The sequence below is a fragment of the Streptomyces sp. NPDC004065 genome, from assembly GCF_044903565.1.
Lineage (GTDB): Bacteria > Actinomycetota > Actinomycetes > Streptomycetales > Streptomycetaceae > Streptomyces.
This window is the reverse complement of record NZ_JBJDQT010000008.1, coordinates 70,957-85,850: the sequence shown is the minus strand read 5'-3', so window position 1 is coordinate 85,850 and position 14,894 is coordinate 70,957. Positions and strand designations below refer to the sequence as shown.

General features: G+C 74.1%; 12 protein-coding genes. 11 read left to right on the top strand and 1 reads right to left on the bottom strand.

Annotation, left to right across the window (positions count from 1 at the left end; genetic code table 11):
- The first annotated feature begins 34 nt into the window (after nucleotides 1–34).
- From ACI2LW_RS12045 to ACI2LW_RS12030, 4 genes are all read left to right on the top strand, one after another.
- Entirely contained in the window at nucleotides 35–1,582 is a 1,548-nt protein-coding gene (locus tag ACI2LW_RS12045) for a PP2C family protein-serine/threonine phosphatase (RefSeq protein WP_404731078.1), read from the top strand.
- Nucleotides 1,583–1,840: 258 nt separating this feature from the next.
- Nucleotides 1,841–3,304, top strand: coding sequence for an aminopeptidase P family protein (locus tag ACI2LW_RS12040; RefSeq protein WP_404731077.1), 1,464 nt, complete (start codon nucleotides 1,841–1,843; stop codon nucleotides 3,302–3,304).
- Nucleotides 3,305–3,423: 119 nt separating this feature from the next.
- Nucleotides 3,424–4,791 (top strand): PLP-dependent aminotransferase family protein, encoded by a 1,368-nt coding sequence (locus ACI2LW_RS12035; protein ID WP_404731173.1) that lies wholly within the window; start codon nucleotides 3,424–3,426, stop codon nucleotides 4,789–4,791.
- 167 nt (nucleotides 4,792–4,958) lie between these two features.
- Nucleotides 4,959–6,194, top strand: coding sequence for an MFS transporter (locus ACI2LW_RS12030; RefSeq protein ID WP_404731076.1), 1,236 nt, complete (start codon nucleotides 4,959–4,961; stop codon nucleotides 6,192–6,194).
- Here ACI2LW_RS12030 and ACI2LW_RS12025 read toward each other — a convergent pair.
- Nucleotides 6,157–6,603: an ATP-binding protein gene (locus ACI2LW_RS12025; RefSeq protein ID WP_404731075.1), complete on the bottom strand. Its 447-nt coding sequence runs from the start codon at nucleotides 6,601–6,603 to the stop codon at nucleotides 6,157–6,159. The two genes, ACI2LW_RS12030 and ACI2LW_RS12025, sit on opposite strands and share 38 nt — an antisense overlap.
- A 243-nt stretch (nucleotides 6,604–6,846) precedes the next feature.
- Between ACI2LW_RS12025 and ACI2LW_RS12020 the strand changes: the two genes are divergently transcribed.
- From ACI2LW_RS12020 to pheA, 7 genes are all read left to right on the top strand, one after another.
- Nucleotides 6,847–7,824: a hypothetical protein gene (locus ACI2LW_RS12020; RefSeq protein WP_404731074.1), complete on the top strand. Its 978-nt coding sequence runs from the start codon at nucleotides 6,847–6,849 to the stop codon at nucleotides 7,822–7,824.
- 178 nt (nucleotides 7,825–8,002) lie between these two features.
- Nucleotides 8,003–8,740: a YcnI family protein gene (locus tag ACI2LW_RS12015; protein WP_404731172.1), complete on the top strand. Its 738-nt coding sequence runs from the start codon at nucleotides 8,003–8,005 to the stop codon at nucleotides 8,738–8,740.
- A gap of 111 nt (nucleotides 8,741–8,851) precedes the next feature.
- Nucleotides 8,852–9,508, top strand: coding sequence for an SCO family protein (locus ACI2LW_RS12010; RefSeq protein WP_404731073.1), 657 nt, complete (start codon nucleotides 8,852–8,854; stop codon nucleotides 9,506–9,508).
- Nucleotides 9,509–9,534: 26 nt separating this feature from the next.
- Nucleotides 9,535–9,999, top strand: a complete 465-nt coding sequence (locus ACI2LW_RS12005) for a copper chaperone PCu(A)C (protein ID WP_404731171.1) — start codon at nucleotides 9,535–9,537, stop codon at nucleotides 9,997–9,999.
- Nucleotides 10,000–10,012: 13 nt separating this feature from the next.
- Nucleotides 10,013–12,157 (top strand): copper resistance CopC/CopD family protein, encoded by a 2,145-nt coding sequence (locus ACI2LW_RS12000; RefSeq protein ID WP_404731072.1) that lies wholly within the window; start codon nucleotides 10,013–10,015, stop codon nucleotides 12,155–12,157.
- Between the two features lie 8 nt (nucleotides 12,158–12,165).
- Entirely contained in the window at nucleotides 12,166–13,455 is a 1,290-nt protein-coding gene (efeB, locus tag ACI2LW_RS11995; RefSeq protein ID WP_404731071.1) for an iron uptake transporter deferrochelatase/peroxidase subunit, read from the top strand.
- A 34-nt stretch (nucleotides 13,456–13,489) separates the two neighbouring features.
- Entirely contained in the window at nucleotides 13,490–14,422 is a 933-nt protein-coding gene (pheA, locus tag ACI2LW_RS11990; RefSeq protein WP_404731070.1) for a prephenate dehydratase, read from the top strand.
- The last annotated feature ends 472 nt before the right edge of the window (nucleotides 14,423–14,894 follow it).

Below are 14,894 nucleotides of genomic sequence, written 5' to 3'. Positions count from 1 at the left end.
CGGCCCCTCTGACACCAGGAATCCCAGCAGGACAATGCTGGACATCCCCTCACGAGTGCGTGTACATGTGGAGACACTGCTAGCGGCGCAGAATGACATGGGGGTTTGCGATGCTTTTGAGCAATACGCACCGGTCGGAAAGCCGGACGCCATGAACGCCCCTCACCCGCCGAAAGTGGCCGGAATCGACTCCACCGTCCCCGCACCCGCACACACTGTCGCGCCCGCGAGCACCGCCCCGGGTACCCCTCCGGCCGCCTCCCCCAACCGGCAGAGCGCCGCCCCCGCGCCCCACCCGCCGGGCGCCCTCCTCCAGGACCGGCTCGCGGGCTGGGTCTCCGACCTGACGACCCTGCACGAACTCACCGAGCGCCTCGCCCGCACCAGCACGCTGGAGGCCGCGCTCCGGGAGCTGCTGCGCGCCGGCGCCGCCCTCGTGGGCGCCCGGCGCGGTCTGCTCGTGCTGGAGCCGGACGACGGACTGGGCCCCGACACCACCGTCGGACTCGGCCTCGCCCGCTCGGACCTCGGTCACATCGAGACCGTGCCGCGCAGCGCGATGCCCTACGGCACGCTGCTGGACACCGCCGCCGGACTGCCCGGCGGCGACGGCGAGATCGTGCGGGCCGACCTGCTGGCCGAGGACGGCCTCGACCCCCGCCACCGCGAGGTGGCCGCCCGCCTCGGCTACGCCGCCAGCTACGCCCTGCCCCTGTCCACCGAGGCCGCCGGGCGGCTCGGCGCCGCCGTCTGGCTGTACGACGAGCCCGCCGCCCCGGCCGAGCGGCAGCGCCACCTCGCGGGCCTCTACGTCCGCTTCGCCACCGAGCACCTGGCCCGCCTGCTGGAGGGCGAGCGCACCCGTGCGTGCATGGCGACGATGTACGAGGAGCTGCTGCCCTCCCGGCTGCCCCGGGTCCCCGGCGTCCGGCTCGCCGCCCGGCACCGCACCGGCCCGCGCGGCGGCGGCGACTGGTACGACGCGCTGCCGCTGCCGGAGGCCGCCCTCGGCCTCGCGGTCGGCTCCGTCACCGGCTCGGGGCCCGGCGCGGTCGCCGCGATGGGCCGGCTGCGGGCGACCCTGCGGGCGTACGCGGTGATGGAGGGCGAGGACCCGGTCGCCGTCCTGTCCGACCTCGAACTGCTGCTGCGGCTCACCGAGCCCGCCCGCTCCGCCACCGCCCTGTTCGCCTACTGCGAGCCGGCGCTGCGCCGCGTCACCCTGGCCGGTGCGGGCCACAGCCCGCCGCTGGTGGTCGGCGAGCGGCGCACCGAGTTCGTGGAGACCTCGGTGTCCGCGCCGCTGGGCATGCTCGCCTGCTGGGAGGCACCGAGCGTGGAGTTCGAGGTGGCGGCCGGCGAAACGGTGCTGCTGTACACCGACGGGCTGCTGCACCGCACCGGCGATCCGGTGGACCGCGCCTTCGCCCGGCTGCACGCCGCCGCCGCGAGCGTGCCGCGCGCGCTGCGCCACGACCCCGGGGGGGTCGCCGACCACGTGCTGCGCACGGTCCTGCCGGACGGGCTGGACGTGACCGGCGGCGCGGAGGACGTGGCACTGCTGGCGGCACGCTTCGAGTAGGGCGAGGGCGCCCCGGGCTTCCGCGCGGACCCCGGGCGGCACGGTCAGGCTTCCGTCCGGACGCCGGGCGGCACGGTCCGGCGCCCGGACGGGCCTCGGACGGACCCACGGCCGGCAGGGCCCGGCGCCCGGACGGACCCCGGCCGGCACCGTGCGGTGCCCCCGCGGCACTCCGGGTAACAGGCGCTCGCGCCTCGGGCCCCCTTCCGCACGACCGTACGATGGGGGTGGTCCTGTGCCGTACCGAGGAGGAAGACCGTGGCCGACGAGCTCACCCCGGAGATCCCGGAGGAAGCGGAGTCCGAAGAGCCGATCAAGCAGCGCAAGAACGGCCTGTACCCGGCTGTGTCCGACGAGCTCGCCGAGAACATGAAGTCGGGCTGGGCCGACACCGAGCTGCGCGACCTGAAGCCGGTCGAGCAGGCGGAGCACACCGCCCGCCGGCGTGCCGCGCTGTCCGCGCGCTTCCCCGGCGAGCGCCTGGTGATCCCCGCGGGCAACCTGAAGACCCGCTCGAACGACACCGAGTACCCCTTCCGGGCGTCGGTCGAGTACGCCTACCTCACCGGCAACCAGACCGAGGACGGCGTCCTGGTCCTGGAGCCCACCGCGGACGGCCACACGGAGACGCTGTACCTGCTGCCCCGCTCCGACCGGGAGAACGGCGAGTTCTGGCTCTCCGGCCAGGGCGAGCTGTGGGTCGGCCGCCGCCACTCGCTGACCGAGGCGCAGACGCTGTACGGCATCCCCTGCGCCGACGTGCGGGAGCTGGCCCAGCGGCTGAAGGAGGCCACCGGCCCGGTCCGCGTGGTGCGCGGCCACGACGCCGGCATCGAGGCCGCCCTCACCGACAAGGTCACCGCCGAGCGCGACGAGGAGCTGCGCGTCTTCCTCTCCGAGGCCCGTCTGGTCAAGGACGCGTTCGAGATCGGCGAGCTGCAGAAGGCCGTCGACTCCACCGTGCGCGGCTTCGAGGACGTGGTGAAGGTCCTCGACAAGGCCGAGGCGACCAGCGAGCGCTACATCGAGGGAACGTTCTTCCTTCGGGCGCGCGTGGAGGGCAACGACGTCGGCTACGGCTCCATCTGCGCGGCCGGCCCGCACGCCTGCACGCTGCACTGGGTGCGCAACGACGGCCCGGTCCGCTCCGGCGACCTGCTCCTGCTGGACGCGGGCGTGGAGACGCACACCCTCTACACCGCCGACGTCACCCGCACCCTGCCGGTCAACGGCACCTACAGCGAGATCCAGAGGAAGATCTACGACGCCGTGTACGAGGCCCAGGAGGCCGGTATCGCGGCGGTGAAGCCGGGCGCCAAGTACCGCGACTTCCACGACGCCGCGCAGCGGGTGCTCGCCGCCAGGCTCGTGGAGTGGGGTCTGGTCGAGGGCCCGGTCGAGCGGGTCCTGGAGCTCGGTCTGCAGCGGCGCTGGACCCTGCACGGCACCGGCCACATGCTCGGCATGGACGTCCACGACTGCGCCGCCGCGCGCACCGAGACCTATGTCGACGGCACCCTGGAGCCGGGCATGGTCCTCACCGTCGAGCCGGGCCTGTACTTCCAGGCCGACGACCTGACGGTCCCTCAGGAGTACCGCGGCATCGGCGTGCGCATCGAGGACGACATCCTGGTCACCGAGGACGGCAACCGGAACCTCTCGGCGGGGCTGCCGCGCCGCTCCGACGAGGTCGAGGCCTGGATGGCGTCGCTGAAGGGCTGATACAAGAGAGGCTGATACACGCCAGACGGCCGGGTACCTGCGGGGTGCCCGGCCGTCTGGCGCCGGGACAGGCGTTCCGGGCGGTGATTCACGTGCCTAGGGGGAGGGTTCTCGTGGACGTGCAGGACTTCTGGTCCGGTGTGGGGGTCGACCTGCATCTGGAGCCGGACGCGACGGCGGGCCGCCGGGCGGGCCTGGAGAAGGCGCTGCGGGACGCCGTGCGGGACGGGCGCCTCGCGCCCGGGACCCGGCTGCCGGCGACCCGCCGGCTGGCCGCGGAGCTCGGCATCTCTCGGGGCACCGCCAAGGCCGCCTACGACCAGCTCGTCGCCGAGGGCTATCTGACGGCGCGGCAGGGTTCGGGCACCCAGGTCGCCGCGCTGCCGGCGGTGGCCGCGGAGCAGCCGGGCGCCGCGGCACGCGCGCGTGCGCCCCGGCTGGACCTGCGGCCCGGCAGCCCGGACGTCGGGGCGTTCCCGGCGGCGGCCTGGCTGCGGGCGCTGCGGCGGGCCATCGCGACGGCGCCCTCACTGGCGTACGACTACGGCGACCCCAGGGGGCGGATCGAGCTGCGGACGGCGCTGTCCGGCTATCTGGGGCGGGCGCGCGGAGTGATCGCGCCCCCGGAGCGCATCGTGATCACCTCGGGGTACGTGCAGGGACTGGCGCTGCTCACCCGGGCGCTGGGCGGGGCCGCGGTCGCCATGGAGGATCCCGGGCTGCCCTTCCACCGGGAGGTGGTGCGGCACAACGGCGGCGGCGTGGTGCCCGTCCGGGTCGACGAGCGCGGCGTCCGCGCCCAGGACCTGGGTGCGGAGAGGGCCGTGGTGGTCACCCCGGCGCACCAGTACCCGACCGGGGTGACCCTGCACCCGGAGCGGCGGCGGGCGCTGACCGACTGGGCACGCGCGCGGGGCGCGCTGATCGTGGAGGACGACTACGACGGCGAGTTCCGCTACGACCGCCAGCCCGTCGGCGCGCTCCAGGGCATGGCGCCGGGTCAGGTCGCCTACCTGGGCACGGCGTCCAAGACCCTCGGTCCGGCGCTGCGGCTGGGCTGGATGGTGCTGCCGCCGCACCTGGTGGAGGCGGTGGCCGAGGCCAAGCTGCACAGCGACCACCACACCGAGACCATCGGGCAGCTCGCCCTGGCCGAGCTGATCGACAGCCACGCCTACGACCGGCACGTGCGCGCGTGCCGGCTGCGCTACCGGCGCCGCCGCGACCAGTTGCTGGCCCGGCTGGGCCCACGCCGGCGCGTGCGCGGGATCGCGGCCGGGCTGCACGCGCTCGTCGACGTCCCCGACGAGGAGAAGGTGCTGGCCCGCGCGGAGGCGGAGGGCCTCGCGCTCGGCCGGCTGGGGGACCACTGGCACACGCCCGGCGAGGGCCGGCCGCAGGGGCTGGTCGTCGGGTACGGGACACCGCGGGAGCGGATGTACCCGGAGGCCCTCGAGGTGCTGGCGAAGGTGCTGGACGGGGTGTGAGACGCCCCGCGGCGACACACGAGAAACGTTCCGCCACGGCGGGGCGGCGGGAGGACGCGGGCCATGAGTCGGCCATGAGTGGGCCATAGGTCGGTTATAAGTGGGTCATCAACAGCGCGGCGGAATGGGCCTGTTGAGGGGTCCACGGTGTCCCTAGGGTCGTCCGTATGACGACCCACCTCGTCCCGCCCGCGGGCCCGCAGCGCGTCCTGGCGCTGGCCCAGCTGACCAACTCCGTCGGTGACGGCGCCTTCTACGTCACCTCCGCCCTGTACTTCACCCATGTCGTCGGCCTGGCGCCGGAGCGCGTGGGACTGGGCCTGACCCTCGCCTGGGCGGCCGGCTCGTGCGCCGGGGTGCCGCTCGGGCGGCTCGCGGACCGGCACGGGCCGCGCGGCACGGCGGTGCTGCTGGCGCTGGCGACGGGACTGTCCGTGGCGGCCTTCCTCGTGGTGCGCGGCTTCCTGCCGTTCACGGCCGCCGCGTGTGCCTACGCCTCCGCGCAGTCCGGGCTCGCCGCGGCCCGCCAGGCGCTGCTGGCCGCACTGGTGCCGGCCGCCCGGCGCACCCGGCTGCTGGCGTACCTGCAGTCGACGCTCAACGCGGGTCTGGCGGTCGGCGCGGGCCTGGGCGGGCTCGCCCTGCACCTGGGGACCCGCGCGGCCTACCTCGGTGTGTTCGCCCTGGACGCGGCGTGCTTCCTGCTGTGCGCGGGGCTGCTGCTGGGGGTGCCGCGGGTGGCGGCGTCCGGGAAGCGCGAACGCCTGCCCCTGGCCGTGGTGCGGGACCGGCCCTACGTCGCCCTCACGCTGCTGAACACGGTGCTGCTGCTACGGATGCCGCTGCTCAGCCTCGGGCTGCCGCTGTGGATCACCGAGCGGACCGGCGCCGCCGACTGGCTGGTGTCCGTGCTGTTCGTGCTGAACACCGGGGCGGTCACGCTGTTCCAGGTCCGCATGGCCCGCGGGATCGGCTCCCCGGCGTCGGCGACGCGCGCCGTGCGGCGCGCGGGATGGGTGATGCTGGCGGCCTGCGCCGTGTTCGCGCTGTCGGCGTCCGTGCCCGCCCCGGTGGCGGCGGCCGTCCTGGTGGCCGGGGCCCTGCTCCAGGTGGCCGCGGAGATGGGGCAGTCGGCGGGTGCCTGGCAGCTGTCGTTCGACCTGGCGCCGGCCGAGCGGGCCGGGGAGTACCAGGGCTTCTTCGGCACCGGGGTCACCGTGGCGCGCACGCTCGGCCCGCTGGTGCTGACCTCGCTGCTGGTGCGGTGGGGCACCCCCGGCTGGCTGCTGCTGGGCGGTGCGACGCTGGCGGCCTCCTACGCGATGGGCCCGGTGACCCGGCGGGCGCAGCGGCGGGCCGTACGCCTCACACCGCGGCCAGCGGTGCGCCCTTGCGCCACTTGAGGATCTTGTCGAAGCTCACCACCGCGCCACTACGTCCCGGCCGGTCGCCGAAGTGGACGTGGTCGGCGAGTTCCTGGATGAGGCACAGGCCGCGGCCGTGCTCCGCCTCGGCGTGCGGGGCGCGCACCGGGGCGCGCCGCGCGCCGGCCGGAAATCCCGGGCCGGCGTCGGCCACCTCGATACGGCACTTCTCCCCGTCGAGGTAGGCGGTCACGCGGTAGGCCTCGGAGGAGCCGGCGTCACCGCCGTGCTCGACCGCGTTGGCGCAGGCCTCGCTCAGGGCGACGGACAGGTCGAAGGAGACGTCGGGGTCGACGCCCGCGGTCTCCATGGTGCCGAGGAGCAGCCGCCGGGCGAGCGGCACGCTCGCAGCGTCACGCCGCAGATGGAGTGACCACCAGATGCTCATGCTCCAGCCTCCAGGCCGCGGCTCGACATACCGTTACGTATTGCCCGGCGTGCCCGGGCGTAAGCACCGAGTTGACGTCATCCCGCCCGATCGGCGGATGCGGCGGGGACGGAATCGGTGTATGCGGGGGGGCTCCGCCGCACTTCGAGGCCGTCGTGTGAACGCGCGGGGCCCGACGGGCGTACCTCATCCCGTGGACCTGCCGTACGGGACCCTGGCGCCCAGTGGGATGATGAGCGCGCCATGACTGCCCCCCACCCGCGCACGGCTCGCGCCGGACGCGATCTGCGCATGCTGCGGGCCGCGGTGTTCGCCGCGGTCTGCGTCGTGCTGGCCGCGGCCGGCCACTCGCTGGCCTCCTGCGCCTCGGTCGCGCCGTGGACGCTGGCCGCGGGTTTCCTCGGGGCACTCCTGGTCGCCGCGCCCCTCGCGGGCCGGGCCCGCACCCTGCCGGGGATCGCCGCGCTGCTGGCGGTCGGCCAGACCGTACTGCACACGATGTTCGGGCTGGGTCAGCTCGGCACCGGTGGCGGCACGGCCTCCGGCACGATGTCCATGGGTACGGGGTCCATGGGATCGATGGCATCCATGGGGCCGACGCACATGGGGTCCATGGGGTCGTCGATGGGCTCGATGCCCGCGCTGTCCGACACGGAACTCGTCGCCCGGGCCGCGCGCCTGGTGTGCGGCACCGCCGCGTCGGCGCTCAGCCCGGCGCAGGCGTACCGCATCCTCGTCGACGCCCACGTGTACGGCGGCCCGTACCCGTACCCGCACCCGGTCCCGGGGACAGGCACAGGCATGGGCACTGGCACGGTCGCGGGCATGAGCGCCATGCACCACCATCCGGCGGACGCGTTGTCCGCCGGCGGGCCGGTGGCCTCGCTGCTGCCCTCGCTGCCCATGCTGCTCGGCCACGTGCTCGCCGCGCTCGCCGCGGGCTGGCTGCTGCGCCGCGGCGACCTCGCGCTGCTGCGGCTGATCGAACTGTCGGCGCACTCGGCGCACTCGGTCGCCGAGACGGCCCTCGTCCGCTCCCTGCGTGCGGCGCTCGCGCTGGCGCGCGCCCTGTGCGCCGGGCTGCCGGCCACACCCGGAGCCGTCCCGCGCTTCCGGCGCGCCGTGGACGACCCGCCCCCCGTGCCACGCGCCGAGGCGCTCGAGCACACGGTGATCCGCCGCGGCCCGCCCACCGCGGCCGCCTTCGCCCTCGCTGCCTGACGCGACGCGACCACCACCCCACCGAGCGGTTCCGCCGGGAGGGAGCCGGCCGCCGTCGTGCGGCACGCGCGCGTGCCCGTCGCCGGGACGGCCGCCCACGGCCGCTCCCCCGCGCACGCGACCTCTCCCGATCACCAAGGAACCCACCCGAAGTGGAGTGCTCCCTGCCATGAAGGCCATCAAGACGTCCCGTCTCGCCGCCGCTGCCGCCGTCGCCGGCTCGGCCGTCCTCGCCCTGTCCGCCCCCGCGTCCGCCCACGTGGGCGTGCAGCCGGAGACCACCCCCGCCAAGGGCGGCTACGTGGTCGTCGACTTCAAGGTCCCCAACGAGCGCGACGACGCCGCCACCACCAAGCTCGAGGTCAGCTTCCCCACCGACCACCCGCTCGCGTCGGTGATGCCGCAGCCGATGGACGGCTGGAGGATCGAGGTCACCAAGTCCAAGCCGGCCAAGCCGATCGAGGCGCACGGCGAGAAGATCGCCGAAGTCGTCACCAAGGTCACCTGGACCGCCGAGGGCAAGGGCGGCGTCCAGCCGGGCTACTTCCAGAAGTTCCCGGTCTCCATCGGCGCGCTGCCCGAGGACGCCGACCAGCTCGTGTTCAAGGCACTGCAGACGTACTCCGACAAGGAGGTCGTCCGCTGGATCGAGGTGCCGCAGGAGGGCCAGGCCGAGCCGGACAACCCCGCGCCCGTGCTGAAGCTGGCCGCCGCCGCGGACGACGCCCACGGCGCGTCCGCCCCGAACGCCGCCGGCGCCGGCGCCAGGACCGCCGCCCGGGCCACCGAGGCCTCCGGCGGCGAGGGCGGCAGCGACACCACCGCCCGCGTCCTCGGCGTCGCCGGCATCGTCGTCGGCGCGGCCGGCGTGGCCTACGGCGTGTTCGCCGGCCGCCGGCGGACCCCCACCGCCTGACCCCGCTCGTCCCGCGCGCGCACCAGGGGTCGTGCCACTCTTGCTTACGACCCCCGGTCCTGCGTACGCCCCCGGTGCGCGCCGGGATTCTCACATCTGGGACATTTCTCTATGCGCAACAAGACGTTCGCCGCGGCCGTGCTGCTCGCCGCCGCCGCGATGACCCTGTCCGCCTGCGACAGCGGCGACGACCACGGCAGCCCCGTCGCCGCCGTCTCCGAGGACGGCCCGCGGCAGCGGAAGGCGGTGACGGTCCTCGACCAGCCGTTCGAAAAGCCGGATCTGGTACTCACCGACACCCACGGCCGGAAGTACGACCTCCGCAAGGAGACCGCGGGGCGGCCGACGCTGATCTACTTCGGGTACACCCACTGCCCCGACGTCTGCCCGCTGACGATGAACAACATCGCGGTCGCCAAGAAGGCGCTGCCCGAGGCGGAGCAGGACAAGCTGCGGGTGGTCTTCGTCACCACCGACCCCGCCCGCGACACCCCCGCCGAGCTCGGCAAGTGGCTCAAGGGCATCGACGCCCGGTTCGTCGGCCTGACCGGCGACTTCTCCGCCATCCAGGCCGGCGCGCGCAGCCTGGGCATCTCCATCGAGCCGACCACCAAGGACAAGAACGGCAAGCCGGTCTCGGTGCACGGCACCCAGGTCGTCGCCTTCTCGCCGAAGACCGACGCCGGGTACCTGCTCTACAGCGAGGACGCCGACGTCGACGACTACACCAAGGACCTCCCCAGGATCGTGAAGGGGGAGAAGCCGTGAGGCGCCCGGCGACCCGCGTGCCGCTCATGGCGGGAGGCCTGGCCGGTGCGCTGGCAGGAACGCTCCTGCTGAGCGGGTGCGGCGGCTCGGCCTCCGGCACCCCCGCGCACGACGGCCGGCCCGAGCTGTCCGTGAGCTCCGCCTACATGCCCCGGCCGGTGTCGGACTCGATGGCGGCCGGCTTTCTGACGATCACCAACAAGGGCGGCGCCGAGGACCGGCTGACCTCGGTGACCAGCGCCGACGCCAAGAAAGTCACCGTGCACGAGACCACCGGCGGTGCGATGCGCGAGGCCGGCAGCCTCACCGTGCCCGCCCACGGTCGGCTGGTCCTGGAAAGCGGCGGCAACCACCTGATGTTCGACGGGCTCACCCACCGGCCGGAGCAGGGCGGCACGATCAGCGTGGTGCTGCACTTCGCCGAGTCGGGCTCCCTCAGCGTCGAGATGCCGGTGAAGTCGGCCACGTACCACCCCGCGACCGGACACTGAGGGAGGGACCACCTTGACCCGGACCACCGCCCCCCGCCTGCGGACCCTGGTGCTGCTGCTCCTGGCCGCCGCCGGCCTGCTCCTGGCCGGCTCCGGCCCGGCCTCCGCGCACGCCGCGCTGACCGGCAGCGACCCCCAGCAGGGGGTGGTGGTCGACAAGGCGCCCACCCAGGTGTCGCTGACCTTCTCCGAACAGGTCGCCGTGAACGACGACTCGCTGCGCGTCCTCGACCCCCGCGGCCGGCGCGTCGACACCGGCAAGCCCACAGGGACCGGTGGGACCACGTACGCCGTACGGCTGCGCGGCGGGCTGGCCGACGGCACCTACACCGTCGCCTACCAGGTGGTGTCCGCCGACAGCCACCCCGTCGGCGGCGCCTACACCTTCTCCGTCGGCGCCCCGTCGAAGACCACCGTCGCCGCCGGCGGCCAGGACGTGGGCGGCGGGGTCGTCGGCGGGCTGTACGGACTGGGCCGCTACGTGTCGTACGCGGGCTTCGCCGTCCTGGCCGGCGGCGCCGCCTTCGTCCTCGCCTGCTGGCAGCGCGGGGCGGGGGTGCGCGCCGTGCAGCGGCTGGTGGTCTCCGGCTGGGTCGCCCTCACCGCGGCCACACTCGCGCTGCTGCTGCTGCGCGGCTCGTACACCACCTCGGGCAAGGCCGCGGACGTCTTCGACCTGGCCCTGCTCGGACAGGTGCTGCAGACCAAGACCGGGGCGGCCCTGGTCTCCCGGCTGCTGCTGCTGGCCGCCGCCGCCCTGTTCGTCGCGGTGCTCTTCGGCGCCTACGACAAACGCGACGACGAGGAGAGGCGCGACCTGACCTTCGGGCTGGCGGTCGGCGGCACCGTGGTCGCCGCCGGTCTCGCCGCGAGCTGGGCGATGTCCGAGCACGCCTCGACGGGCCTGCAGCCGGGCATCGCCATGCCGGTCGACGTGGTGCATCTGCTCGCGGTGGCCACCTGGCTCGGCGGGCTCGCCGCCCTCCTCGTGGCGCTGTACCGGGCGCCCGCGGAAACCCCGCTCGAGACGCGGGCCGTACGGCGTTTCTCCCGGGTCGCGTTCGGTTCCGTACTGGCCCTGGTGGCCACCGGGGTCTACCAGTCCTGGCGCCAGGTCGGCTCCTGGCCGGCCCTCACCGGTACGCGCTACGGGCAGCTGCTCCTGGCCAAGGTAGCCCTGGTGCTCCTGCTGGTCGGCGTCGCCTGGACCTCCCGGCGCTGGACCGGGCGGCTGGCGGAGCCGGTGACGGCCGGGGCCGCGAAGGGCGCGACGGCCGGGAAGGCCGCGAATGCGGGCGCGGGGGCCGGAGCCGCGGCCGGATCGGTGAAGGCCGCGAAGAGCGTCACGGCAGGGAAGGGCGTCACGGCGGCGAAGAGCGTCACCGCCGGGAAAGACACGGCCTCCGAAATGGGCACGGCCTCCGAAAAGGGCGCCGCTGCCGGAAAGGGCACGGCGACCGGAGAGCGCACGACGGCCGGAGAGCGCACGGACAAGGCTTTCCCGGGCAGGGCGGACAAGGCCGGGGAGCGGGCTGCTGACAAGGCCGGGGAGCGGGCGGAGGTGTCCGGCTCCCGGCGGGCCGCCCAGCTCGCCCGGCAGCGGGCCGCCGTGGACGCCGCACGGCGCAAGCGCCTGCGGGACGCCGACCCGGGCCGGTTCCGGCTGCGCCGCTCCGTGCTCGCGGAGGCCGGTGTCGCCGTCGTGCTGCTCGCCGTCACCACCGCGCTGACGCAGACCGAGCCGGGACGCACCGAGGAGGAGGCCAAGGCGGCCACGTCGTCCTCGGCGGCGTCGTCCGCCTCCTCCCCGTCGGAGGGCGCGGTCACCCTGGACATGCCCTTCGACACCGGCGGCCGCGACGGCAAGGGCCTCGTACGGATCGACCTCGACCCCGCGCGGGTGGGCGGCAACGAGATGCATGTCTACGTGCAGCGGCCGGGCGGCAAGGCCTTCGACGTCCCCGAGGTCAAGGTGGCCCTCACCCTGGCCGCCAAGAAGATCGGGCCGCTGCCGGTGGCGCCCGACCGCATCGCCACCGGGCACTGGGCGGCCAGCGGGGTGCAGATCCCCATGGCGGGCGACTGGAGGATCGCCGTGACCGTGCGGACCTCCGACATCGACCAGGTGACCGTCACCAAGAACGCGCAGATCGGCTGAACCGCACCATGACCGACCAGTCCACCCCTCAGGCTCCCGCCCCCGCCCTGCCCCGGCAGTCCGGCTCCGGGAACGGCTCGTCCGGCGCAGGCGTGTCCCGCCGGCGCCTGCTGGGCACGGCCGGCGCGACCGGGCTCGTCCTGGGCGCGGCGGGCGCGGGCGTGGGCCATGCGACGGCGCCGGCCGCCGCCACCCCGCTCACCGCGCTCGGCGCGCGGCGGGCGATGTTTCACGGGAAACATCAGCCCGGCATCACCGACCCGCTCCAGGCCCGCGGCCACCTCGCCGCCTTCGACCTGGCGGCCGGCGCGGGCCGCAAGGAGGCGGCCGCACTGCTGCGCCGCTGGTCGGCGACGGCCGAGCGGCTGATGGCGGGCGAGCCGGCCCCCCACGACGACACCGCAGTGGCCCGCGACGCCGGGCCCTCGTCGCTGACGATCACCTTCGGGTTCGGCCATTCCTTCTTCGACCGGACGGGACTGCGGGGGCAGCGGCCGGCCGCCCTCGACCCGTTGCCGGACTTCTCCTCCGACCACCTCGACAAGGCCCGCAGCGACGGCGACCTGTGGGTGCAGATCGGCGCCGACGACGCGCTGGTCGCCTTCCACGCGCTGCGCGCCGTCCAGAAGGACGCGGGCGGCGCCGCCCGCCTCCGCTGGCAGATGAACGGCTTCAACCGTTCACCGGGCGCCACCGCGCACCCCATGACGGCCCGCAACCTGATGGGGCAGGTCGACGGCACCCGCAATCCCAAGCCGTCCGACGCCGATTTCGCCCGGCGCGTCTTCGTCCCCGCCGGCGGTGAGCCGGCCTGGATGGCGCACGGCTCCTACGCCGTCGTACGCCGCATCCGCATGCTGCTGGACGACTGGGAGAAGCTGCCCCTCGCCCGGCAGGAGAGCGTCATCGGCCGCCGCAAGTCGGACGGGGCGCCGCTCAGCGGGGGCACCGAGACGACGGAGATGGACCTGGAGAAGACCGGCGAGGACGGCTCCTACGTGGTCCCGGTCAATGCGCACGCGCGGATCACCCGGCCCGACCAGAACGGCGGGGCGGCCATGCTGCGGCGCCCCTTCTCCTACCACGACGGCTTCACCGCGGACGGCGCTCCCGACGCCGGTCTGCTGTTCATCTGCTGGCAGGCGGATCCGCTACGGGGTTTCGTGCCGGTGCAGCGCAAACTGGACCGGGGCGACGCGCTGTCGCAGTACATCCGGCACGAGGCGAGCGGCCTGTTCGCGGTGCCGGGCGGGGCGGCGAAGGGCGAGTACGTCGGGCAGCGCCTGCTGGAGGGATGAGCACCCCGGGGACGACAGGGCCTAGGGTGAAGTCATGCCAGCGAGCTACGCCTATCTCGGACCCGAGGGCACCTTCACCGAGGTCGCCCTGCGCACCCTCCCCGAGGCGGCCACCCGGCAGCTGGTCCCGTACGTGTCCGTGCAGTCCGCGCTGGACGCGGTGCGGGCCGGCGAGGCCGAGGCCGCGTTCGTACCGATCGAGAACTCCGTCGAGGGCGGCATCACCACCACCCTCGACGAGCTGGTCGCGGGCGCCCCGCTGATGATCTACCGCGAGGTGCTGCTGTCGATCACCTTCGCGCTGCTGGCCAGGCCCGGCACCCGGCTGTCGGACATCAAGACGGTCACCGCCCATCCGGCCGCCCAGCCGCAGGTGCGCAACTGGCTCAAGGCGAACCTCCCGGACGCCGTGTGGGAGTCGGCCGCCTCCAACGCGGACGGTGCCCGCCTGGTGCAGGAGGGCCGCTACGACGCCGCCTTCGCCGGTGAGTTCGCCGCGGCCCGGTACGGGCTCGAGGTGCTGGAGTCGGAGATCCACGACGCCGAGAACGCGCAGACCCGGTTCGTGCTGGTGGGGCGTCCGGCGCGGCCCGCCGCGCCGAGCGGTGCGGACAAGACGTCGGTGGTGCTGTGGCAGCGCGACGACCATCCGGGCGGGCTGCGCGATCTGCTGGGCGAGTTCGCCACCCGGGGCATCAACCTCATGCTGCTGCAGTCCCGGCCGACGGGCGCCGGCATCGGCAACTACTGCTTCTGCGTCGACGCCGAGGGGCACATCAACGACCGGCGGATGGCCGAGGCGCTGATGGGGCTGAAGCGGATCTGCCTGCAGGTGCGCTTCCTCGGCTCCTATCCGCGCGCGGAGGTGCGGGCGGAGGACGTCGGGGCCCCGCTGAGGGGGACCTCCGACGAGGAGTTCGTGGCGGCGGCGGACTGGGTGGCGCGCTGCCAGGACGGCCGTTTCTAGCCGCCACCTGCGGGTCTCCGTTGTCCACAGAAGTTATCCACAGGCCTGGGCATCGACCTGGGGACAAGTCGACACGGAAGTGCCATCTCGTCGACAAATCGCCCTTCAGCACCCAAGCCAGCCCATGATCGCGCAGGTCACCCTTCGTCCACCTGTTTCCTTTGGTTCATCTTATGGGGCGATGCTTTTCCACCCGAAAGTGGGTGTCGGGGCGGTTTGAACCGGGAATTCCTCCCTCCGTTCACCGTTTACGGAGTGATCAATTCCGGCGTCCACAGATCTTTCGCACAGCCTGTGGATAACTCCTCGGAGGGCTCGCGTCCCTGTGGACAACCCACCTCCCCAAGTCCCGCTCCACACAAGGGAATCCAGTCAACCGCACGCTCGCCCGCTGCCTCGTCCAGGTACCGGGTGGCTTCTTATTGACACGAGGTGCAATTCCTCCATAACGGTACGTACTACGCGGTTCGGA

What these genes read in the sequence shown, in the direction of transcription:
- ACI2LW_RS12045 (WP_404731078.1), top strand. Translation starts at nt 35, where the DNA reads ATGCTGGACATCCCCTCACGAGTGCGTGTACATGTGGAGACACTGCTA.
- ACI2LW_RS12030 (WP_404731076.1), top strand. Translation starts at nt 4,959, where the DNA reads ATGACGACCCACCTCGTCCCGCCCGCGGGCCCGCAGCGCGTCCTGGCG.
- ACI2LW_RS12025 (WP_404731075.1), bottom strand. Translation starts at nt 6,603, where the DNA reads ATGAGCATCTGGTGGTCACTCCATCTGCGGCGTGACGCTGCGAGCGTG.
- ACI2LW_RS12020 (WP_404731074.1), top strand. Translation starts at nt 6,847, where the DNA reads ATGACTGCCCCCCACCCGCGCACGGCTCGCGCCGGACGCGATCTGCGC.
- ACI2LW_RS12010 (WP_404731073.1), top strand. Translation starts at nt 8,852, where the DNA reads ATGCGCAACAAGACGTTCGCCGCGGCCGTGCTGCTCGCCGCCGCCGCG.
- ACI2LW_RS12005 (WP_404731171.1), top strand. Translation starts at nt 9,535, where the DNA reads ATGGCGGGAGGCCTGGCCGGTGCGCTGGCAGGAACGCTCCTGCTGAGC.
- efeB (WP_404731071.1), top strand. Translation starts at nt 12,166, where the DNA reads ATGACCGACCAGTCCACCCCTCAGGCTCCCGCCCCCGCCCTGCCCCGG.
- pheA (WP_404731070.1), top strand. Translation starts at nt 13,490, where the DNA reads ATGCCAGCGAGCTACGCCTATCTCGGACCCGAGGGCACCTTCACCGAG.